The 20,063-nt window shown below is 71.6% G+C and carries 21 protein-coding genes; 11 read left to right on the top strand and 10 right to left on the bottom strand.

Going from position 1 to position 20,063, the window contains the following annotated elements:
• On the bottom strand, positions 1 to 188 hold a 188-nt coding region (locus QZX64_RS13080), incomplete at its 3' end, for a hypothetical protein (RefSeq protein ID WP_295660625.1).
• Positions 189 to 369: 181 nt separating this feature from the next.
• A complete protein-coding gene (locus QZX64_RS13075; protein ID WP_295660623.1) occupies positions 370 to 933 on the bottom strand; it encodes a transcriptional regulator in 564 nt (187 codons plus the stop codon).
• Between the two features lie 65 nt (positions 934 to 998).
• Here QZX64_RS13075 and QZX64_RS13070 point away from each other — a divergent pair, with 65 nt between their 5' ends.
• Positions 999 to 1,568: a dienelactone hydrolase family protein gene (locus tag QZX64_RS13070; protein WP_295660621.1), complete on the top strand. Its 570-nt coding sequence runs from the start codon at positions 999 to 1,001 to the stop codon at positions 1,566 to 1,568.
• A gap of 95 nt (positions 1,569 to 1,663) precedes the next feature.
• Here the strand turns inward: QZX64_RS13070 and dnaB are convergent, their stop codons facing one another.
• The gene (gene dnaB / locus QZX64_RS13065; protein WP_295660619.1) at positions 1,664 to 3,082 is read right to left on the bottom strand and encodes a replicative DNA helicase; all 1,419 of its coding nucleotides are present in this window, start codon (positions 3,080 to 3,082) and stop codon (positions 1,664 to 1,666) included.
• A gap of 468 nt (positions 3,083 to 3,550) precedes the next feature.
• Between dnaB and QZX64_RS13060 the strand changes: the two genes are divergently transcribed.
• A complete protein-coding gene (locus tag QZX64_RS13060; protein WP_295660617.1) occupies positions 3,551 to 4,888 on the top strand; it encodes an MATE family efflux transporter in 1,338 nt (445 codons plus the stop codon).
• Between the two features lie 141 nt (positions 4,889 to 5,029).
• Here QZX64_RS13060 and rplI read toward each other — a convergent pair whose 3' ends face one another.
• The 4 genes from rplI to rpsF all read right to left on the bottom strand — a co-directional run bounded on the left by rplI (position 5,030) and on the right by rpsF (position 6,793).
• Positions 5,030 to 5,476: a 50S ribosomal protein L9 gene (gene rplI / locus QZX64_RS13055; RefSeq protein WP_295660615.1), complete on the bottom strand. Its 447-nt coding sequence runs from the start codon at positions 5,474 to 5,476 to the stop codon at positions 5,030 to 5,032.
• A gap of 14 nt (positions 5,477 to 5,490) precedes the next feature.
• Positions 5,491 to 5,727, bottom strand: a complete 237-nt coding sequence (gene rpsR, locus QZX64_RS13050; RefSeq protein WP_101525917.1) for a 30S ribosomal protein S18 — start codon at positions 5,725 to 5,727, stop codon at positions 5,491 to 5,493.
• 86 nt (positions 5,728 to 5,813) lie between these two features.
• Positions 5,814 to 6,413, bottom strand: coding sequence for a single-stranded DNA-binding protein (locus QZX64_RS13045; RefSeq protein ID WP_295660609.1), 600 nt, complete (start codon positions 6,411 to 6,413; stop codon positions 5,814 to 5,816).
• Between the two features lie 89 nt (positions 6,414 to 6,502).
• The gene (rpsF, locus tag QZX64_RS13040; RefSeq protein ID WP_295660608.1) at positions 6,503 to 6,793 is read right to left on the bottom strand and encodes a 30S ribosomal protein S6; all 291 of its coding nucleotides are present in this window, start codon (positions 6,791 to 6,793) and stop codon (positions 6,503 to 6,505) included.
• Between the two features lie 225 nt (positions 6,794 to 7,018).
• On the opposite strand from rpsF, the gene QZX64_RS13035 reads away from it, so the two are divergent.
• The 4 genes from QZX64_RS13035 to QZX64_RS13020 all read left to right on the top strand — a co-directional run bounded on the left by QZX64_RS13035 (position 7,019) and on the right by QZX64_RS13020 (position 11,202).
• A complete protein-coding gene (locus QZX64_RS13035; RefSeq protein WP_295660606.1) occupies positions 7,019 to 7,927 on the top strand; it encodes a serine/threonine-protein kinase in 909 nt (302 codons plus the stop codon).
• Positions 7,928 to 8,085: 158 nt separating this feature from the next.
• A complete protein-coding gene (locus tag QZX64_RS13030) occupies positions 8,086 to 8,892 on the top strand; it encodes a deoxyribonuclease IV (protein WP_295660604.1) in 807 nt (268 codons plus the stop codon).
• A gap of 130 nt (positions 8,893 to 9,022) precedes the next feature.
• Positions 9,023 to 10,153 (top strand): peptidoglycan bridge formation glycyltransferase FemA/FemB family protein, encoded by a 1,131-nt coding sequence (locus tag QZX64_RS13025; protein ID WP_295660602.1) that lies wholly within the window; start codon positions 9,023 to 9,025, stop codon positions 10,151 to 10,153.
• Positions 10,150 to 11,202 carry an alanine racemase gene (locus QZX64_RS13020; RefSeq protein WP_295660600.1) on the top strand — a complete coding sequence of 351 codons (1,053 nt, stop codon included), beginning with the start codon at positions 10,150 to 10,152 and terminating at the stop codon, positions 11,200 to 11,202. Before QZX64_RS13025 ends, QZX64_RS13020 begins: the two co-directional genes overlap by 4 nt.
• Here the strand turns inward: QZX64_RS13020 and QZX64_RS13015 are convergent.
• Complete coding sequence (locus tag QZX64_RS13015) at positions 11,189 to 12,601, bottom strand: glycosyltransferase family 87 protein (RefSeq protein ID WP_295660599.1); 1,413 nt, start codon at positions 12,599 to 12,601, stop codon at positions 11,189 to 11,191. The genes QZX64_RS13020 and QZX64_RS13015 overlap by 14 nt on opposite strands.
• 7 nt (positions 12,602 to 12,608) lie before the next feature.
• On the bottom strand, positions 12,609 to 14,846 hold the full coding sequence (locus QZX64_RS13010) for a transglycosylase domain-containing protein (protein ID WP_295660596.1): 2,238 nt from the start codon (positions 14,844 to 14,846) through the stop codon (positions 12,609 to 12,611).
• A 116-nt stretch (positions 14,847 to 14,962) separates the two neighbouring features.
• Here QZX64_RS13010 and QZX64_RS13005 point away from each other — a divergent pair, with 116 nt between their 5' ends.
• The 4 genes from QZX64_RS13005 to QZX64_RS12990 all read left to right on the top strand — a co-directional run bounded on the left by QZX64_RS13005 (position 14,963) and on the right by QZX64_RS12990 (position 17,981).
• A complete protein-coding gene (locus tag QZX64_RS13005; protein WP_295660593.1) occupies positions 14,963 to 15,529 on the top strand; it encodes a PadR family transcriptional regulator in 567 nt (188 codons plus the stop codon).
• A 28-nt stretch (positions 15,530 to 15,557) separates the two neighbouring features.
• Positions 15,558 to 16,640: an inositol-3-phosphate synthase gene (locus QZX64_RS13000; protein ID WP_295660590.1), complete on the top strand. Its 1,083-nt coding sequence runs from the start codon at positions 15,558 to 15,560 to the stop codon at positions 16,638 to 16,640.
• A gap of 112 nt (positions 16,641 to 16,752) precedes the next feature.
• On the top strand, positions 16,753 to 17,613 hold the full coding sequence (locus tag QZX64_RS12995) for a hypothetical protein (protein ID WP_295660587.1): 861 nt from the start codon (positions 16,753 to 16,755) through the stop codon (positions 17,611 to 17,613).
• The gene (locus tag QZX64_RS12990; RefSeq protein ID WP_295660583.1) at positions 17,610 to 17,981 is read left to right on the top strand and encodes a GntR family transcriptional regulator; all 372 of its coding nucleotides are present in this window, start codon (positions 17,610 to 17,612) and stop codon (positions 17,979 to 17,981) included. The genes QZX64_RS12995 and QZX64_RS12990 overlap by 4 nt, the downstream gene beginning before the upstream one ends.
• A gap of 21 nt (positions 17,982 to 18,002) precedes the next feature.
• Here QZX64_RS12990 and QZX64_RS12985 read toward each other — a convergent pair whose 3' ends face one another.
• Positions 18,003 to 19,430, bottom strand: a complete 1,428-nt coding sequence (locus QZX64_RS12985) for a CCA tRNA nucleotidyltransferase (RefSeq protein WP_295660627.1) — start codon at positions 19,428 to 19,430, stop codon at positions 18,003 to 18,005.
• A gap of 145 nt (positions 19,431 to 19,575) precedes the next feature.
• Between QZX64_RS12985 and QZX64_RS12980 the strand changes: the two genes are divergently transcribed.
• The coding region (locus QZX64_RS12980; RefSeq protein ID WP_295660580.1) for a DUF6049 family protein at positions 19,576 to 20,063 on the top strand (488 nt) is incomplete at its 3' end.

Raw genomic sequence — 20,063 nt, 5'->3', positions numbered from 1 at the left:
CGCCAGGCCTGGGCCGCGATCATCGTGCCGCTGATGGTGGCGCCACGGACGTTCAGGGTGATCGCCATGGTGCTGCCGGTGTCGAGCTTGCCGACGGCGTTCGCCATCAGGACGAGGAGTCCGTCGAAGTCGGGCACGTCGAAGTCGCCCGGTTGACTTCCGGTGGAGGGGTCGCGTGCCTCGGTCATGGGGTCTCTCCTTCATCAGCGGTGTCCCGACCGTAGTCCGATTGTGCCGGACGGCCTTGCTCCGGTGGACGAAGGAGGCCTTCGCAGACCCAGGCCCTGAGTGGTACGACGGGTGATGACGGGGATTCGCGTGTCGTCCGGGCGACGGGCAGTGTCACAGGCGGGTCGCTGATCAACGGCGTCACTCCGCTGTGGGGAGAGTCGGGTGGCTCGTGGGGTAGAGCCCGATCGCGAACCCGTACATGGTCTCGCCGGCCCTCGGCAATCGGTCGAACTCCTCGACCAGCCCGGCCATGCGGTCCCAGAACTGGGATGCCTGGTCCTCCGTGATGCGTGCATGCCGGATGAAGCCCCACAGTCTCCCCTGCTCGAACGCCGTCGCGGACTCGCGTGCCGCTACCTCGAAGTCGTTGAAGTCGCCCGGCATCGCCTCCCCGGCGGGGGATGGTTCCGCTGAGACGTGGAACATCCGCGCGGTGCGCCCGTAGAAGCGCTCCTCGATCGCCCGTACCCTCCGCGTGCGTACCACCCTGAGCAGGCCGTTCAGCCTCAGCACCTCCACGTGGTGCGCGACCGTGCTCTTCGGCCGTCCGACTGCCTCAGCAAGCTCGGTCACGGTCGCGGCCCGCTCGTGGAGGAGCTGCAGGATCATCGTGCGGAGCGGGTGGCCGATGGCCTTCACCTGGTCCGGCCTCGTGAGCGCCATCCGGTCGGCCAGCTCGTAGTCCGGGGGGTTGTCCGCCATGGCGCGACAGACTAGCATTCCGGAACGTACCAACATATTGGATCGTTCGTTAAGGAGACCGCGCTGTGGCCGACGTGCTGCTGTACCACCACATCCAGGGCCTGACCGACGGAGTCCGCGGGTTCGCCGACACGCTCCGCCAGGGCGGGCACACCGTGCACACGCCGGACCTGTTCGAGGGCCGGACGTTCGACAGCATCGAGGAGGGCTTCGGATTCGCTCGAGAGCTCGGCTTGGACACGATTCGGAGCCGCGGCGCCGCCGTGGCCGACGACCTCGGCCCCGAGCTCGTCTACGGTGGATTCTCCTTCGGCGTGACGATCGCGCAGCGGCTGGCGCAGACGCGGCCCGGTGCCCGCGGGGCACTGCTGATGTACTCCTGTCTCCCGGTCTCGGAGTTCGGGCAGACGTGGCCCTCGGAGGTGCCGGTGCAGATCCACGGCAAGGAAGGTGACGAGTTCTTCGACGAGGACCTGCCGGCCGCACGCGAGCTCGCCGGCTCCACGGCTGGCGCCGAGCTGTTCGTCTACCCCGGCGATCAGCACCTCTTCGCCGACTCCTCCCTCGCCGGGTACGACCCGGAGGCCGCTGCGCTGCTCATGCAGCGGGTTCAAGCCTTCCTCGCCTCCGTCTGACGGGAGTCGGCGCTCTTGGCCGCTTCATGCAGCTGCGGATCGCACCCTGTGAGTGCGTCGTTCCATCAGACTCTCGCGCAGCTGGACGAGACGCCTCAGTGAGCCATGTCGACGAAGCGGGAGTAGTGGCCCTGGAAGGCGACGGTGAGGTCGCGGGTGGGGCCGTTGCGGTGCTTGGCCACGATCAGGTCGGCCTCGCCGGGGCGGGTGGACTCCTTCTCGTAGACGTCGTCGCGGTGCAGCAGGATCACCATGTCGGCGTCCTGCTCCAGCGAGCCGGACTCGCGCAGGTCGCTCATCATCGGGCGCTTGTCGCTGCGCTGCTCGGGGCCGCGGTTGAGCTGGGAGAGCGCGATGATCGGCACCTCGAGCTCCTTGGCCAGGAGCTTGATCTGGCGGGAGAACTCCGACACCTCGAGCTGGCGTGACTCGACCTTCTTGCCCGAGCTCATCAGCTGCATGTAGTCGATGACGATCAGCTTGAGGTCGTGGCGCTGCTTGAGCCGCCTGGCCTTCGCACGGATCTCCATCATGGTCATGTTGGGCGAGTCGTCGATGAACATCGGCGCGCTGGACACCTCGCCCATCTTCTTGGCGAGCTTGTCCCAGTCGTCCTCGTTCATGTTGCCGTTGCGGATGTGGTTGAGCGGCACCTTCGCCTCGGCCGAGAGCAGGCGCATGGTGATCTCCGAGCGCGTCATCTCGAGGCTGAAGAAGACGCTGGTCATGTTGTTCTGGATCGAGGCCGCGCGGCACAGGTCGAGCGCGAGCGTCGACTTCCCCATCGCGGGGCGGGCCGCGACGATGATCATCTGGCCCTTGTGCAGGCCGTTGGTGAGGTCGTCGAGGTCGGCGAAGCCGGTCGGGACGCCGTACAGCCCCGCCTCGCGGTTGCCGATGGCCTCGATCTCGTCGAGGACGCCGTTCATGATGTCGCTCAGCGGGGCGTAGTCCTCGGCGGTGCGCCGGTCGGTGATCTTGTAGACCTCCGCCTGGGCCTGGTCGACCACGTCGTCGACCTGGCCCTCGCCGGCGTAGCCGATCTGGACGATCTTGGTGCCGGCGTCGACGAGGCGGCGCAGGATCGCCTTCTCGCGCACGATCTCGCCGTAGTAGGAGGCGTTGGCGGCGATCGGCACGTTGGCCGAGAGCGTGTGGAGGTACGGCGCGCCACCGACGCGCTGCAGCTCGCCCCGCCGCTGGAGCTCTGCGGCGACGGTCACCGGGTCGGCCGGCTCGCCGCGGCCGAACAGGTCGATGATCGCGTCGTGGATGATCTCGTGCGCGGGCCGGTAGAAGTCGACGCCGCGGACCACCTCGGACACGTCGGCGATGGCGTCCTTGGAGAGCAGCATCGAGCCCAGCACGCTCTGCTCCGCGGCGTTGTCCTGCGGCGGCGTGCGGTCGCCTGGACGCGAGGTCTGCTCGCCCGGCGCGAACGGCGAGGGGCCGTCGCCCCAGTCGTCGTACGCCGCGTGCGGGGACCCTCGCAGGTCGTCCTCGGTGATGCTCAATGCTGCTCCCTGGGTCGCGTCTGGTCTGCAGGCTAGGACCGGGCACCGACACTCCCGGAGCCGTCGCGGGCACGCTTCCTGACGAGCTCCCGACCGCTGGCCCCGGCGAGGCTACGTCGCCTCGGTGGTCCGGTGACACCACCTTGTCAACAGGGCCTGTGGATAACCGGGCTGAACCTCGGGACGACACGCTGAACGGTGTGCACCGGCTGGGGAGGAGCCTGTGGAGCACCGACCGTTCCCAGCGGTCATGCCCCTGCTGACCTGCGGCGACGTTGCCCGCGAGGTGTGGACGGCGAGAAGTCTCCGGACTGGTCCGTTCATCTTCTCGACATGTGGGCTTGGCCGGTTGCTTTGTCGACAAGCCGTGCCCGCCGGGAGTTACCCACCGGTCATGCACAGGACGATGGCCGCCCGCTGTAGGGACCACCGACCCAAGGTGCTCATTACCCGGCGTACGCTTGCCGCGTGATCGAGCAGCGGGCCCGCGGTCGCGGGCGGGAGATCGTCCGGCTCGCCGTGCCGGCGTTCCTCGCGCTGGTCGCCGAGCCGATGTTCCTGCTCGCCGACGCGGCCATCGTCGGGCACCTCGGCACCAGGGAGCTCGCCGGGCTCGGCATCGCCGCGGCCGTGCTCCAGACCATCGTCGGGCTGTGCGTCTTCCTGGCCTACGGCACGACCGCCAGCGTCGCCCGCCGCCTCGGCGCCGGCGACCTCCGCGGTGCGCTCGCCCAGGGCGTCGACGGGCTGTGGCTCGCGGTGGTGATCGGGCTCCCCGCCACGGCGCTGGGCGTGCTGCTGACCAACCCGCTCGTCGAGGCCTTCGGTGCCGGGGAGGAGACGACCGGGCACGCCGCGACGTACCTGCGCCTGGCGCTGCTCGGCACCACGCCACTCTTGCTCATGCTGGCCGCCACCGGGGTGCTCCGCGGGCTGCAGGACACCCGCACCCCGCTGGTCGTCGCCGTGGTCGGCAACGGGCTCAACATCGTGCTCAACCTGCTCCTCGTGTACGGCGTCGGCGGCATCGACGGTCTCGGCATCGCCGGCTCGGCGATCGGCACCGTGGGCGCCCAGGTGGCCTCCGCCGCGGCGCTGGTGTGGGTGGTCGTGCGCGCCGCCCGCCGGGAGGGCGCCTCGCTCACCCCCGACCGGCCCGGCATCACCGCGGCCGCCCGGGCCGCCGTACCCCTGGTCGTGCGCACCCTCTCCCTGCGCGCCGCCCTCCTCGTCACGACGTACGCCGTGGTGGTGGCCGGCGACGGCAGCGCCACGGAGGTGGCGACCCACCAGCTGGCCTTCACGATCTGGACGTTCCTGGCCTTCGCGCTGGACGCCCTGGCCATCGCGGCGCAGGCGATCACCGGCCGCTACCTCGGCGCCGGCGACGTGGTCGGCACCCGCGAGGTGACCACGCAGATGATCCGGTGGGGCATCGGCGCGGGCGTCGTCTGCGGTGTCCTCCTGGCCGCGGGCAGCCCGTTCCTCGGGCTGCTGTTCAGTGACGACCCGCAGGTGCACGACCTGCTCGTGCCCGTGCTCGTCGTCGCCGCCCTCGGACAGCCGGTGGCCGGGGTCGTGTTCGTGCTGGACGGCGTCCTCATCGGCGCGGGCGACGGCCGCTACCTCGCCTGGGCCGGTGTCGTCGTGCTCGCCCTCACCACGCCCGCCATCCTCGTCACGGCCTACGCGACACACTCCCTCGTGTGGGTGTGGGTCACGTTCACCGTGGCGTTCATGGGCGGCCGGTGCTGGCTGCTCACCCGGCGCGCCCGCGACGACGCGTGGCTCGTCACCGGCGCCTGAGCGCCGAGGTGAGCCCGGGCCTCCTTCGCTTCCGGGCTGCAACGCCCACGGAGCGCGGGGAGCGCGACCGCCCGGCGTCCGGGAGGACGCAGGACGGCCCGCCACCCCGGAGGGGCGACGGGCCGCTGGTGGAGCTGGAGGTCAGGCCGGGATGACGTTGAGCGCCACCGTGGCGAGCACCTCGTCGTGCAGCTTGACCGACACCTCGTGGTTGCCGAGCGACTTGATCGGGTTGCCCACCACGATCGTGCGCTTGTCGACGGCCTCGCCGGAGGCGGCGCTCACTGCGGCGGCGATGTCGGCGGAGGTGACGGAGCCGAAGAGGCGACCGCTCTCGCCCGAGCGGACCTTCAGTGCCACCGGCTCGGCCTCGAGCTTGGCCTTGATCTGGACCGCGTGGTCGTGGTCACGGACGGCGCGCGAGGAGCGAGCCGCGGTGATCGAGTCGACGGTCTTCTCCGCGCCGCGGGTCCAGCGGATCGCGACACCGCGCGGGACGAGGTAGTTGCGGCCGTAGCCGTCCTTGACCTCGACCACGTCGCCGGCAGCGCCGAGGCCGGTCACTTCCTGGGTCAGGATGAGCTTCATGGTCTCGTCTCCCCTCAGCGCCCGGTGGACGTGTAGGGCAGCAGAGCGACCTCGCGGGCGTTCTTGACTGCCATGGCCACGTCGCGCTGGTGCTGGACGCAGTTGCCGGTCACCCGACGCGCGCGGATCTTGCCGCGGTCGGAGATGAACTTGCGGAGGAGCGTGGTGTCCTTGTAGTCGACACCGGTCGCCTTCTCCTTGCAGAACTGGCAAACCTTCTTCTTGGGCTTGCGAATCACTGCCTTGGCCATTGTGGTGCTTCCTCTCTAGAAGCCCGGCTCCGAGTGGGTACGGAGGCGGAATGGTTGAGGTGTATTCGGATGGGTCGTGCGGAGGATCAGAAGGGGGGCTCGTCGGACGAGCCGACACCGGGTGCGCCCCACGGGTCGGACTGGCCGCCACCGGAGCTGCCGCCCTGGCCGCCGAATCCGCCGCCGGCGCCGCCGGAGCCGCCCTGGGGGGCGGGCGTGGCCCACGGGTCGTGGGCGTTGCCGGCGCCGCCCTGGCCACCACCACCGCCGCCGCCACCGGAGAAGCCGCCACCGGAGTAGCCGCCCTCTCCGCCACCCTGGCGGGTGGTGCGCGTGACCTTCGCGGTGGCGTACTTCAGCGAGGGGCCGACCTCGTCGACGTCGATCTCCATGACGGTGCGCTTCTCACCCTCACGGGTCTCGTACTGGCGCGACTTGAGCCGGCCCTGCACCACCACCCGCATGCCCTTCTGGAGCGACTCGGCGACGTTCTCGGCCGCCTGGCGCCAGATCGAGCAGGAGAGGAACAGCGCGTCGCCGTCCTTCCACTCGTTGGACTGCCGGTCGAAGGTCCGCGGGGTCGACGCGATCCGGAAGTTGGCCACGGCGGCACCCGAGGGGGTGAAGCGCAGCTCCGGGTCGTCGACGAGGTTGCCGACCACGGTGATGACGGTCTCGCCTGCCATGTTCAGGTGTCCTATCTGGTCCTGGGTTGTCTGCCGGTGGTCATCGTCGCCGAGGCCACCGACATGCGGAAGAGCTCATCCACAGACGCTCAGCGAGCGCCGGGGCGGATGACCTTCGTGCGCAGGATGGACTCGTTCAGGGTGAGCTGGCGGTCGAACTCCTTGACCGTGGCCGGCTCGGCCTGGATCGAGATGATGGCGTAGATGCCTTCGGCGTTCTTCTTGACCTCGTAGGCGAGGCGGCGACGTCCCCAGACGTCGACGCTCTCCACGGTGCCACCATCCTTGCGGATGACGTTGAGGTACTTGTCGAGCGACGGCTCGATGGTGCGCTCTTCAAGGCTGGGGTCGAGGATGACCATCACTTCATAGGCACGCAAAGCGGTCTCCACCTCCTCTGGACTCGGCGGCCACGGTCTCTCCGTGGCAGGAGGGCTTGCGTTCACGGCGTACGACGATCGTCGGGGCCGTGGTCAACGTCGACGCACCACACGGATGGGCGTGACGAAGGACGCCCCAGGCTAGCAGCGGACCCCGCCGCGGACGGAATCGCTGCCTGTGGACGAGCGGACCGACGGCCGGCCGGTCGTCGCTAGCGTCGGGGCATGCTCCGGACCCGTCCTCCCGAGACCCTCGTCGCCGGTCGCTACATCCTGCTCGACCAGGTCGGCACCGGGGGCATGGGGTCGGTCTGGCGCGCACGTGACAGCCGCACCGGCGGCCTCGTCGCCGCCAAGGTGCTCGGTCACCACAGCGACGCGCTGCTGGTGCGGTTCGTCCGTGAGCAGGCGGTGCGCATCCGTCATCCGCACGTGCTGGCCCCGACCGGCTGGGTCGCCGAGGACGAGCTGGTCGTCATCGTGATGGAGCTGGTCACCGGCGGGTCCGTGCAGTCGCTGCTCGCCGAGCACGGTCCCCTGCCCGAGGGCTACGTCGCCCGGGTGCTCGAGCAGGTCCTGCGCGGCCTGGCGGCGGTGCACGCCGCCGGGGTCGTCCACCGCGACATCAAGCCGGGCAACCTGCTCCTCGCGCCCACCCTCGACGGCGCCCCCGACGTCCGCATCGCCGACTTCGGCGTCGCCGCCGTCCTCACCGGCGACCGCTTCACCAGCGTGCCGGGCGCCATCGGCACCGCGGGGTTCATGGCGCCCGAGCAGGCCCTCGGCGCAGCCCCCGACCCGCGCCAGGACCTCTACTCCGTCGGTGCGGTCGGACTGCACCTCCTCACCGGCATCCACCCGAGCCGGGCGCCGCGGATCCCCTCCGGCCGGCTGCGACCCCTCCTCGAGCGGCTGCTCGCGCCCGACCCGGAGGCTCGTCCCGCGCGGGCCGACGAGGCACTGCGCATCCTGCAGCGCCTCGATCCGCCGTACGCCGGCGGGCCGGCCACGCCCGACCGGCTCGGGTCGGCTCCCGACGAGCTCCTGGTGCCGCTGCCCGCCCGGCTGCAGATCGCCGCCTCGCTGCTTATCACCCTCGCCTGCGTGGTGGCCGCCACCTCGATGCTGCGCTGAGGCGACCTACCGATGGCCGGCTCACGGCGTCTCTCGGTGTGACGATGGACCACCCACCCAGGAGCGCGCATGCCAGCACCACCCGACGACGAGGCGTCAAGCTCGGAGGGCGGGTCTACCGGTCCTGAGCTGTCGGTGGGCGTTCCTAGACTGCTCGCATGAGCATCAGCATCGGAGCCCACGTCGACCAGAGCGACCCGATCGCCGAGGCGACGGCGCGCGGCACGACGCTGGTGCAGTTCTTCCTCGGCGACCCGCAGGGCTTCAAGGGTCCCGAGGTCCGCTACCCCGGTGGCGCCGAGGCCCTGCGGGCCGACGCCGAGGCGGCCGGCATCGACCTCTACGTCCACGCGCCCTACATCGTCAACGTCGCCACGACCAACAACCGCATCCGGATCCCGAGCCGCAAGCTGCTCCAGCAGCACGTCGACGCCGCCGCCGAGATCGGCGCCAAGGGGCTGATCGTGCACGGCGGCCACGTGGAGAACAAGGCCGGCGACCCCCGGGTCGTCGAGACGGGCTTCGACAACTGGCGCAAGGCGATCGCCGCCACCGACCTGAAGCTGCCCCTGCTCATCGAGAACACCGCCGGCGGCGACAACGCGATGACGCGCCACCTCGAGCGGATCGCCGGCGTGTGGGCGGCCATCGACGGCACCGACGGGGCGGAGCAGGTCGGCCTCTGCCTCGACACCTGCCACGCCCATGCCGGCGGCAACCCGCTCGAGACGGTCGTCGACGACGTCCTCGCGATCACCGGCCGGATCGACCTGGTGCACTGCAACGACAGCCGCGACTCCTTCGACTCCGGCGCCGACCGGCACGCGAGCCTCGGGGCCGGCACGATCGACCCCGACCTGCTGGCGGCGGTCGTCCGCGACGCCGGCGCCCCGGTGGTGTGCGAGACGCCTGGCGGTGTTGACGAGCACACCGCCGACCTCGCCTGGCTGCGCGAGCGGCTGTGACCGGCTCGTCCGGTGCCGCCCCGCCGTCGCCATGAGCCCGCGCCCGCGGGAGCCCGCCCGCGCCGCTCGGGGCGGCTCCTCGGCTCCCGGGATCGAGGCGACCCCGGCCCCGGCGGGTAGCCTCGGGGCCGTGTCGCCCTCCTCCCTGCAGCTCCGCACCGGCTCCCCCGCCGAGCACCTCGCCCACCTCCGCAGCCGGCCCTCCGCGAGCTTCCTGCAGACCCCCGCGTGGGCGCAGGTCAAGCCGGAGTGGCGCAGCGAGTCGGTGGTCTGGGAGCAGGACGGCCACGTGGTGGGCTCGGCGCTGGTGCTCTACCGGCAGCTCCCGCGGCTCAGGCGCTACCTCGCCTACCTGCCCGAGGGCCCGGTCATCGACTGGGAGTCCGACGACCTGGCCGCCTGGCTCACCCCGCTCGCGGCCCACCTCAAGAGGAAGGGCGCCTTCGGCGTGCGGATGGGGCCGCCCGTGGTGACCCGCCGCTGGAGCGCCGCGCAGGTCAAGGACGGCATCGCGAACGACGCCGTACGGCGCCTGGACGACGTGCCGCCGCTGGAGCGCGACCAGACCGGTGCCGCCGTCGTCTCCCAGCTGCACGAGCTCGGCTGGCGGCCCCAGGCGGTCGAGGGCGGCTTCGCGGCCGGGCAGCCGCAGTTCAACTTCCACGTGCCGCTCGCCGGCCGCACGGAGGACGACGTGCTGGCGGCCATGAACCAGCAGTGGCGCCGCAACATCAAGAAGGCCGCCAAGGAGGGCGTCGAGGTCACCCGCGGCGCCGGCTCGGCAGACCTCAAGGCGTTCCACGACCTCTACGTGCACACCGCCGAGCGCGACGGGTTCACCCCGCGCCCGCTGTCGTACTTCACCACGATGTACGACGCCCTGGCGGCCGAGGACCCCGACCGCATCGTCGTGCACCTGGCCCGCCACGGCGCCGACCTGGTCGCCGCCACCGTCGCGATCCGCGTCGGCGCGCACGCGTGGTACTCCTACGGCGCCTCCTCCACCCAGAAGAGGGAGGTGCGCGGCTCCAACGCGATCCAGTGGGCGATGATGGGCGACGCCCTCGCGGCCGGCTGCGAGATCTACGACATGCGCGGCATCACCGACACCCTCGACGCCGACGACCCGCACGTCGGCCTCATCCAGTTCAAGGTGGGCACCGGTGGGCAGGCCGTCGAGTACGCCGGCGAGTGGGACCTGCCGCTCAACAGGCCGCTGTACAAGGCCTTCGACCTCTACATGAAGCGGCGCTCATCGTGACCCTGACCCTCTCCGTCGACGGCGACCGCTGGCGCAGCCACCTGCGCGGCGTCGTCGACCGGACGCCCGGGATCGTGCCGGTCGTCAAGGGCAACGGCTACGGCTTCGGCGCCGGCCGGCTGGCGCGCAAGTCCCAGTGGCTCGGCGTCGACACCATCGCCGTCGGCACCTACGTCGAGCTGCCGCAGGTCGCCACCCGCTTCGACGGCGACCTGCTGGTGCTCACCCCGTGGCGCCCGTTCGGCCCCGCGCTCGACCTCGAACCGGCCGTCGCCAAGCGGGTCGTCCACACCGTGAGCCGGGCCGAGGACCTCGCGGCGCTGCGCGCCCACGACCCGCAGGCGCGCTTCGTGCTCGAGCTGCTCACCTCCATGCAGCGGCACGGGATGACGGGGCGCGAGCTGCGCAGCCTCGACCTCGACGCGCTCCGCGCGAGCGCCGGGCTCGACGGGATCGCGCTGCACCTGCCGCTGGAGCAGGGATCGCACCTCGGCGAGGTGCGCCGGCTGCTCAACGACGTCGTCGGGTCCGGCGTCCCCACGCGCACCGTGTGGGTCAGCCACCTCACCGCGACCGAGCTCGCGACGCTGCGCACCTCCTACGCCGACTTCACCATCCGCCCCCGCACAGGCACCGGGCTCTGGCTGGGTGATCGCAGCGCCCTGCGGGTCACCGCCACCGTGCTCGACGCGCACCCGGTCGAGCGCGGCGACGCCTTCGGCTACCGCAGCCGCACCGCCCCCAAGTCGGGCCACCTGCTCATCGTCTCCGGCGGTACGGCGCACGGCATCGGCCTCGAGGCGCCGACCGGCGAGTCCTCGCTCAAGGCCAGGGCGGCCACCCTGGCGCGCGGCGGCCTGGACGCCGTGGGCTTCGTGCGGTCGCCGTACTCCATCGACGGCAAGCAGCGGCGCTTCGCCGAGCCGCCGCACATGCAGGCCTCCATGCTCTTCCTGCCCTCGGGCGCCCGGGTGCCGCAGGTCGGCGACCGGATCGACGTGCGGGTGCGCTACACCGCCACGACGTTCGACGAGGTCACGATCGACTGAGCGACCACACCGGCCGGGCCGGCGGGCGCACCGGGTCGCGCCCGGGCCGCACCACGTCGCGCACCACCACCGCCACCAGGTAGAGCTGGGTGGCGAGCCGGAGCAGGATGGCCAGCCAGTAGAACCCGGAGTCACCTCCCCCGGCCGGTGCGAGGTACTCCCCGAGGTACCACCACACCGCCGCGAAGTAGACGACCTCGCCGGCCTGCCACACCAGCAGGTCGCGCCAGCGCGGCCGGGCGAGCACCGCCAGCGGCAGCAGCCACAGGACGTACTGCGGCGAGTAGACCTTGTTGACCAGCAGGAAGCCCGCGACCACGAGGAACCCCAGCTGGGCCAGGCGGGGCGTGGCCGGCGCGCGGAGGCCGAGCACGAGCACCCCGAGGCACCAGGCACCGAAGAAGATCCACGACACCGCGTTGATGACGTCGGTGGTCATCGTGTGGTCGAAGGCCTGCTGCAGCACCAACCAGATCGAGCCGAGGTCGGCCCCGCGCTCGGAGTTGAAGGTCCAGAAGACCCTCCACTGGGCGGGCCCCGAGAGGTACGCCGGCGCGTTGGCCACCGCCCACGCCACGGCCGCCGACCCGGCCACCGCCCCGAGGTCGAGCAGCGGGTCGGACTCCCCCGCTCGCCGGGTCCTGAGCCGGCGCAGGCAGATCACCAGGATCCCGCCGAGCAGGAAGAGCGGGTAGAGCTTGGCCGCCGTACCGAGGCCGATGAGCACACCGGTGAGCACGGGACGGTCGCGGGCCCACGCCCAGAGCGCCGCGGCCACCAGCGTCACCGCCAGCAGGTCCCAGTTGATCAGCGCCGTCAGGGCCAGGGTGGGCGCCACCGCGAAGCCGGCCGCGTCCCACGGCCGGCGGGGGCTCACCCCGGCCAGGAACCAGGTGGCCAGCAGCGCGAGCAGGGCGAAGCCGACGGCGTTCACCGCCGTGTAGAGCCGCGCCTCGGTCAGCACGTCACGGGCGGCGTCGTCGCCGGCGACGGCCCGCGTCACCTCCGCGGTGGCCCAGGCCCAGTAGGAGATGCCGACGGGATACTCCATGACCTCGAACTGCCCGCGCACCACCGGGTCGTCGGTGTAGGGCCAGTGGCCGTCCGAGAGCCCGCGGCCGTAGTAGAGCGGCGGCAGGTCGGAGTAGCACATGTTGTTGTAGTTCTCGGTGCCGTTCTGCCACACCGAGTTGGCACACGGGGCCTTCTGCACCATGCCGAGCGCGAAGCACAGCGCGGTGAGGAGGAGGAGCACCCGGACCGGGCTCCAGAAGCGGTGGGCGGCGGCGTGGTCGCCCATCGGCCCGCCCACCGACTCCGACAGGGCCGCCACGACAGCGTCGTCGCGGGTGGGGTGCACCCGCGACGCCAGGTCGTCCCCCGTGGGCTCGCCCGTCACCGGCTGCTCAGGTGGGCGGAGCGGTCGGCGGCGGGACGGGCGGAGGCGGCGGCACGGTCGGAGGGGCCGGCGGCGGCGGAGGAGGCGTCGGAGGAGGCGGCGGAGGAGGAGGCAGCGTCGGCGGAGGAGGCGTCGGGGTCGGCGTCGGCGCCGGGTCGGGCGTCCTGGTCGGCTTGTCCGACGGCTTCGGCGGCGGCGGCGGCACGCGCGTCGGGGACGGCGGAGGCGGCGGCGGGACGTACTCGTAGCCGTCGGACGGCGCCTCGCCGTCGACGTACGCCGGCTCCGGGAAGTCCTCCACCTCCATGCCCTCGGTCGCCTGCTGCATGATCGCCGTCCAGGTGTCGGCGGGGTAGTCGGCGCCGAAGTACGACGGCAGCCAGCCGTCGAGCTGGTCGTCGCCGTCGCCGCGGACGTACATCACCGCGGCCGCGAGCTGGGGGGTGTAGCCGGCGAACCACGCCGAGGACACGAAGTCCTCCTCACCGCTGCTCGAGGGCGCGGTCGCCGTGCCGGTCTTGCCGGCGGCCGGCCGGCCCAGCGCCAGCGCCGCCTGGCCGGTGCCGCTCTGCACGACCTGCTGCATGGCGTACGAGGCGTCGGCGGCGATGTCCTCCTCGACCGCGGGGCGGGCGCGGTCCCCGCGGTTGTAGAGGACCTCCCCGTCCTTGCCGACGACCTTCTCGATCACGTGGGCGTCGGCCCGCTCGCCGCCGTTGGCGATGGTGGCGTAGGCGTTGGCCATGTTGATCGGGCTGACGCGCCCGCGGCCGAGGGTGATCAGGGTGTCGTCGGGCATGAAGTCGACCGAGCGCATCGGGATGCCGGGGTACTTGTTGGACGGCTTGTCGCCGGGGACGCCCAGCGCCCGGGCCATGTCGTAGATCGCCTCGGGGCCGTCGTCCATGCCCGCCGTCATGTCGACGAACGCGGTGTTGATCGACTGCTCGGTGGCCGTCACCAGGCTCACTCCGGAGCCGTAGTCGTTGCCCAGGCCGTCGGTGCCGCTGCCCTCGTTGTTGACGGTCAGGCCGTCGGGGAACTCGTAGGGCGAGTTGCCCTCGAAGGAGTCGTTGAGGCTGAAGCCCTGCTTGATCGCCGCGGCGACGGTCAGCGGCTTGATGGTCGAGCCGGCCATGCCGCCGGTCGCGGCCCAGTTGATCTGCGAGTCGAGGAAGTCCTGACCGCCGTAGAAGCCGCGTACGGCGCCGCTGCCGGGCTCGACCAGGGCGGCGCCGATGTGCAGCTGCTTGTCGCCGAAGCCCTCCGGGCGCTGGGCCAGCACGCCGTCCTCGGCCGCCCTCATGGCCGAGGCGGTGAACGTCGTGGTGACGCGCAGGCCGTCGCCGTCGATCTGCGCGTCGGTGAACTCCAGCCTCTTGAGCTCGTCGCGGACCAGGGTCAGCATGTGGCCGCGCTGGCCGCCCAGCTGGCTCTCGGCCTCGATCTCGGGGAACCTCGGCAGCCGCCTGGCCGCCTGCTCGGCCTGACCCTCGGAGATCTTGCCCATCTCCGCCATGCCGTGGAGGGCGTACGCGTAGCGGACCCGCAGCGCGTCCTTGGCCTCCTTGCCGTTGGCCGGGTCGAGGTTGCTGGGGTTGTTGAGCACACTGGCGAGGACCGCCGACTCGCGCAGCCCGAGCTTGGCGGCCGGCTTGTCGAAGAACGCCTGGGCCGCGGCCTGGATGCCGTAGGCGCCGCGACCGAAGTAGATGGTGTTGAGGTAGCCCTCGAGGATCTCCTCCTTGCTCACCTCGCGCTGGATCTTCAGCGACAGGATCGCCTCGGTCATCTTGCGCTGCAGGCTGCGCTCGCTGGTGAGGTAGAGGATCTTGACGTACTGCTGGGTGATCGTGGACGCACCCTGGGTGGCGCCGCCACTGGCGTTGGAGAAGGCCGCGCGCACGATGCCCTTGGGGTCGATGCCCTGGTCGGTGTAGAACGACCGGTTCTCCGCGGCGATCACCGCGTCCTTGATCGTGTCGGGCATCTCGTCGAGGGGGATGGAGTCGCGGTTCTGGTTGGCGAACCGGCCCAGCTCGCTCCTGCCGTCGGCGTAGTAGACGAAGCTGGTCTGGGTCTCGAAGTCCTCGTTGGGGTCCGGGACGTCGATGGTCTGGTAGAGCACCACGAACGACGCAGCACCCAGGAGCGCCCCGACCAGCACGACCACCAGCAGCCACTTCAGCGCGCGACGCAGGCGCTGCCTCGTCGTCACGGGGGGCTGCTGGGGGCGCGTGGTCACGGGGCGACCGTCGGCTCGGCGCTTGGCACTCACGGCGGTAAGGGTAGTGAACCGCCACGCAGCGCCCGACATCCTGACGTTTCCGGTGCTCCGGATATATCGCTACGATAGGTCGCGTGGCACGTCGCGCGGAGACCATCGAGCTCGCAGTCCTGGGACTGCTGCACGAGGGACCCATGCACGGCTACGAGCTGCGCAAGCGGCTCAACCTCATGCTCGGGTGGGGCCGGGTGCTGTCCTACGGCTCCCTGTACCCCACCTTGAAGAAGATGCTGCGCGCCGACCTCATCGAGGAGGCCACGGGTGACCCGGCACCGGTCACCCGGCGCCCGCGCATCGTCTACGAGGTCACCGCGGAGGGCCACGCCGAGTTCGAGCGGCTGATGGCGGAGGTCGGTCCCACGGCGTGGGAGGACGACAACTTCGACATCCGCTTCGCGTTCTTCGGCCGCACCGACATGGAGATCCGGCTGCGCGTCCTCGAGGGCCGCCGTACTCGCCTCCAGGAGCGCCTCGACCGGGTCCAGACCGACCTGGCCCGCACGCAGAAGGAAGTCAACCGTTACGCCGCAGAGCTGCAGCGTCACGGGGTCGAGTCGGTCGAGCGGGAGGTCCGCTGGCTGTCCGACCTGATCAACGCCGAGCGGGCCGTCCCCGCGCCGGCGCCCGAGAACACCGAATAGCAGCGCACTAGTGAAGAAGGAGACCCGGATGGGTTCGGTTCGAGTGGCAATCGTGGGGGTCGGCAACTGCGCCACCTCCCTGGTCCAGGGCGTGGAGTACTACAAGGACGCCGACCCCGCGGACACCGTCCCGGGCCTCATGCACGTCAAGTTCGGTGACTACCACGTCTCCGACGTGGAGTTCGTCGCCGCCTTCGACGTCGACGACAAGAAGGTCGGCAAGGACCTCTCCGAGGCGATCAACGCCTCCGAGAACAACACCATCAAGATCGCCGACGTCCCCACCCTGGGCGTCGACGTCCTGCGCGGCCCCACCCTCGACGGTCTGGGCAAGTACTACCGCGCCACCATCGAGGAGTCGGCGGCCGAGCCGGTCGACGTCGTCCAGACCCTCAAGGACGCGCGGGCCGACGTGCTGGTGTCCTACCTCCCGGTGGGCTCGGAGGAGGCCGACAAGTTCTACGCCCAGTGCGCCATCGACGCGGGCGTGGGCTTCGTCAACGCCCTCCCGGTCTTCATCGCCTCCGACCCCGTCTGGGCCAAGAAGTTCGAGGACGCCGGCGTCCCGATCGTCGGTGACGACATCAAGAGCCAGGTCGGCGCCACCATCACCCACCGCGTGATGGCCAAGCTCTTCGAGGACCGCGGCGTCGCGCTGGACCGGACCTACCAGCTCAACGTCGGCGGCAACATGGACTTCAAGAACATGCTCGAGCGCGAGCGCCTGGAGTCCAAGAAGGTCTCCAAGACCCAGGCCGTGACGTCGAACCTCAAGGGCGAGCTCGCCGACAAGATCAGCGACAAGAACGTGCACATCGGCCCGTCCGACTACGTGCAGTGGCTCGACGACCGCAAGTGGGCCTACGTCCGCCTCGAGGGTCGCGCCTTCGGCGACGTGCCGCTCAACCTCGAGTACAAGCTCGAGGTCTGGGACTCCCCCAACTCCGCCGGCATCATCATCGACGCCGTCCGGGCCGCGAAGATCGCGATGGACCGTGGCGTGGGCGGCCCCATCATCCCGGCCTCCACCTACCTGATGAAGTCCCCGCCGGTGCAGATGCCCGACGACCTCGGTCGCGCCGAGCTGGAGAAGTTCATCCGCGGCGAGTGACCGCCTGGCTCCACCCACCCGGAGAGCCCGGTTTGTGTTAAAGCATTGACACAAACCGGGCTCTGCCGCATCCTCGCCCTTGTATCAACCAGGTGGGACAAGGGGTGGGGTCGTGTTCGGAGTCGGGATGGTGGAGCTGGCGATGCTCCTCGTGGTGCCCCTGGCCGTGATCGGCGTCGGCGTCGCTGCCCTGGGACGGCGCCGACCCGTGGCGCCGACCCGGGAGTGGTCCCGGGTCGTGGGGATCCGGGTCCTCGGCGGCTCGGTGGGTCTGGTCGCCGCGGTGGCCGCCGCGTCCGCGCTCGACCGCGGGCGCGGCCTGATGCTCGCGCCGGCGATCACCGGCCTCGGCATCGTGGTCGGAGTGGCCCTCGGCGAGACCGTGGTCCGACCCCGACGCACCCCTGGTCCGCGCAGCGCCTCGCTGCGCGCGCGGCGGGTCCGGACCTACGTGCCCCGTCCGCTCGGACTGGCGCTCGCGGCGCTGCTGGCGCTGCACCTGGTCACCCTCGCGCTCACCACCGCCACGGCCGACGGAGGCGACTCCTACTCATGTGTGGTCCCCGGCGTCATGGCCGGTAGCCACGGCCCCTACCCCGGGAGCGACTACAGCGTCCCGCTGCTGGGGGTGCTGGCCGTCGTCGCGCTGGTCGCCGCGGTGGCCGCCAGGGTCGTCGTACGACGCCCCCGCGGCTTCGCCGCCGACGAGGACGCCGACGACGCCCTGCGGGTCCGGTCGCTCACCGTGATCGTCGCCGCCTCCGGGCTCGCGGTGGCCGCCACGCACGTCGGCATCGCCATCACCGCCGCCTCCTCGCTCGCCGGCGTCCCGTGCGCGCCGGTGTGGGCCGAGCCGGTGTCCGCCGTGCTGGCGATCAGCGTCCCCGTCGCCTTCCTCGTCGCCTGCTGGTGCGCCGTCCGACTGTTCCTGAACGACCGGCTGCAGGTGACCGACCCGACCCCGGTGCGGTGAGTGCGCTCGTCGTCGTCGACCCCGACGACCCGACCCCGCCGTTCGAGCAGGTACGCCGCCAGCTCGCCGACCTGATCGCCGTCGGCCGGCTGGCCGCCGGTGACCGGGTGCCCCCGCTGCGCCAGCTCGCCGGTGACCTCGGGCTCGCCGTCGGCACCGTCGCGCGGGCCTACCGCGAGCTCGAGGCGGCCGGCCTGCTGGAGTCGCGGCGCGGCGGCGGCACGCGGGTGACGCGCTCGGCCCGACCGGTCACCGACGACCGCCGCACCCGGATCGACGAGCTCGCCGCGTCGTACGTCGCGCGGGCCCGGGCGCTGGGCGCCGACGACCGGGTGGTCGGGGAGGCGGTGCAGCGGCTGCTCGGGTGAGGTTCGTAGCCGCTCCGCGACCTACTCGCGGGCAGCCCACCACTCCAGCAGCGCCACCCGCGCCGCGGCAGGCTCCTGCGGCCCGTGGTCCATCCGCAGCTCCAGGAGGTAGCGGTAGGCCTCGCCGACCTCGCGGCCGGGGCCGATGCCGAGGACCTCCATGATCTGGGTGCCGTCCAGGTCGGGCCGGATGGAGGCCAGCTCCTCCTGCTCCGAGAGCCGGGCGATGCGCTCCTCGAGCTCGTCGTAGGTGCGTCGCAGCCGGTCGGCCTTGCGCTGGTTGCGGGTGGTGCAGTCGGCCCGGGTGAGGATGTGCAGCCGCTCGAGCTGGTCGCCGGCGTCGCGCACGTAGCGGCGTACGGCGGAGTCGGTCCACTCCCCCGACCCGTAGCCGTGGAAGCGCAGGTGCAGCTCGACCAGCTGGGAGACGGCGTCCACCTGGTCGTTGGAGAAGCGGAGCGCCTTCATCCGCTTGCGGGTGATCTTCGCGCCCACGACGTCGTGGTGGTGGAACGTCACGGTGCCGTCGCCGGCGAAGCGCCGGGTGCGCGGCTTGCCCACGTCGTGCATCAGGGCGGCGAAGCGGGAGACGAAGTCGGGCGGCGCGTCCGGGCCGCCGCGCGCGCGCTCCAGGTCGATGGCCTGCTCGAGCACCGTCAGCGTGTGCTCGTAGACGTCCTTGTGGCGGTGGTGCTCGTCGCGCTCCAGCGCGAGCGCGGGCAGCTCGGGCAGCACCAGCGCGGCGAGCCCGGTCTCCACCAGGAGCGTGAGCCCCCGGCGGGGGTACGGCGCGCACACGAGCTTGACGAGCTCGTCGCGCACCCGCTCGGCGGAGATGATCGAGATGCGCTCGGCCATCGCCGTCATCGCCGCGACGACCTCGGGCGCGACGTCGAAGCCGAGCTGGGCGGCGAAGCGAGCGGCCCGCATCATCCGCAGCGGGTCGTCGGAGAACGAGTCCTCGGGGGTGCCCGGGGTGCGCAGCACCCGCTGCGCGAGGTCGGCGATGCCGCCGTACGGGTCCTCGAACTCCCGGCCCGGCACGGTCACCGCCATCGCGTTGACGGTGAAGTCGCGACGGCCGAGGTCGCCGGCGAGGGTGTCGCCGAAGTCGACGTCGGGCTTGCGCGAGCCCGGGTCGTAGCTCTCGGCCCGGTAGGTGGTGATCTCGACCTGCCAGGGCCCCTTGCGGCAGCCGATGGTGCCGAAGTCGCGGCCCATGTCCCACACGGCGTCGGCCCAGCCCGAGACGAGCCTCTCGGTGACCTCCGGCCGCGCCGAGGTCGTGAGGTCCAGGTCGTTCTGCAGGCGCCCGAGCATGGCGTCGCGCACGGGTCCGCCCACCAGTGCCAGCTGCTCCCCGGCGGCGGCGAAGCGGTCGCCCAGCTCGTCGATCACCGGGCCGATCCGGTCGAGCTCCCGGGCCACCGACCGCTGCACCTCGACCATCGACAGCGGCGCCGTGGGGGTGGCGGGCTCGGGATGAGGGGCGGTGGCGTCTGACACGACAGGCCAGTCTACGAAAGAGGCGGCGGCTGGCGGGCATCCGTGCGGCCTGCTCGGTCGACGCGGACGGCGGCACTACAGTCGATGCGTGTTCCGCCCCCGTCCGCTGACTGCTGCCCTCGTAGGGGTGGTGGCGGCGATGGGTGCCGTGGTGGGGGTGGAGGCGCCCTCGGGCGCCGCCCCGGCGGCCGCGGGCACGCCGCTGAAGGTGTCCATCGCCACGATGGCCCCCTCCGTGGTCCAGGCCGGTACCGACACCACGATCACCGGGAGCGTCACCAACACCACGTCCGAGACGTGGTCCGGCATCAACCTGTACGGGTTCACCTCGCCCGAGCCGATCACCGACGCCGCGACGCTCGCCACCGCGGCCGAGAGCGACCCCGAGCTCTACGTCGGCGACCGGATCATCGACGAGGGCACCTACTTCACCGTCCCCAGCCTCGCGGCGGGCGACTCGGCGCTCTTCACCGTGACGGTGCCGTACGACGCGCTCGGCGAGGCCGCCGGCGTCTACTGGATCGGCGTGCACGCCCTGGGCGGCTCCTCGAGTGCGCCCAGCGACGGGATGGCCTA

The organism is uncultured Nocardioides sp. (genome assembly GCF_902805925.1).
In the GTDB taxonomy this organism is placed as follows: domain Bacteria; phylum Actinomycetota; class Actinomycetes; order Propionibacteriales; family Nocardioidaceae; genus Nocardioides.
This window is presented reverse-complemented; position numbering and strand designations above follow the sequence as displayed.

Coding starts and splice junctions, on each gene's coding strand:
- QZX64_RS13075 (WP_295660623.1), bottom strand. CDS start 933: ATGGCGGACAACCCCCCGGACTACGAGCTGGCCGACCGGATGGCGCTC.
- rplI (WP_295660615.1), bottom strand. CDS start 5,476: ATGAAGCTCATCCTGACCCAGGAAGTGACCGGCCTCGGCGCTGCCGGC.
- rpsR (WP_101525917.1), bottom strand. CDS start 5,727: ATGGCCAAGGCAGTGATTCGCAAGCCCAAGAAGAAGGTTTGCCAGTTC.
- QZX64_RS13045 (WP_295660609.1), bottom strand. CDS start 6,413: ATGGCAGGCGAGACCGTCATCACCGTGGTCGGCAACCTCGTCGACGAC.
- QZX64_RS13035 (WP_295660606.1), top strand. CDS start 7,019: ATGCTCCGGACCCGTCCTCCCGAGACCCTCGTCGCCGGTCGCTACATC.
- QZX64_RS13030 (WP_295660604.1), top strand. CDS start 8,086: ATGAGCATCAGCATCGGAGCCCACGTCGACCAGAGCGACCCGATCGCC.
- QZX64_RS13000 (WP_295660590.1), top strand. CDS start 15,558: ATGGGTTCGGTTCGAGTGGCAATCGTGGGGGTCGGCAACTGCGCCACC.
- QZX64_RS12985 (WP_295660627.1), bottom strand. CDS start 19,430: ATGGTCGAGGTGCAGCGGTCGGTGGCCCGGGAGCTCGACCGGATCGGC.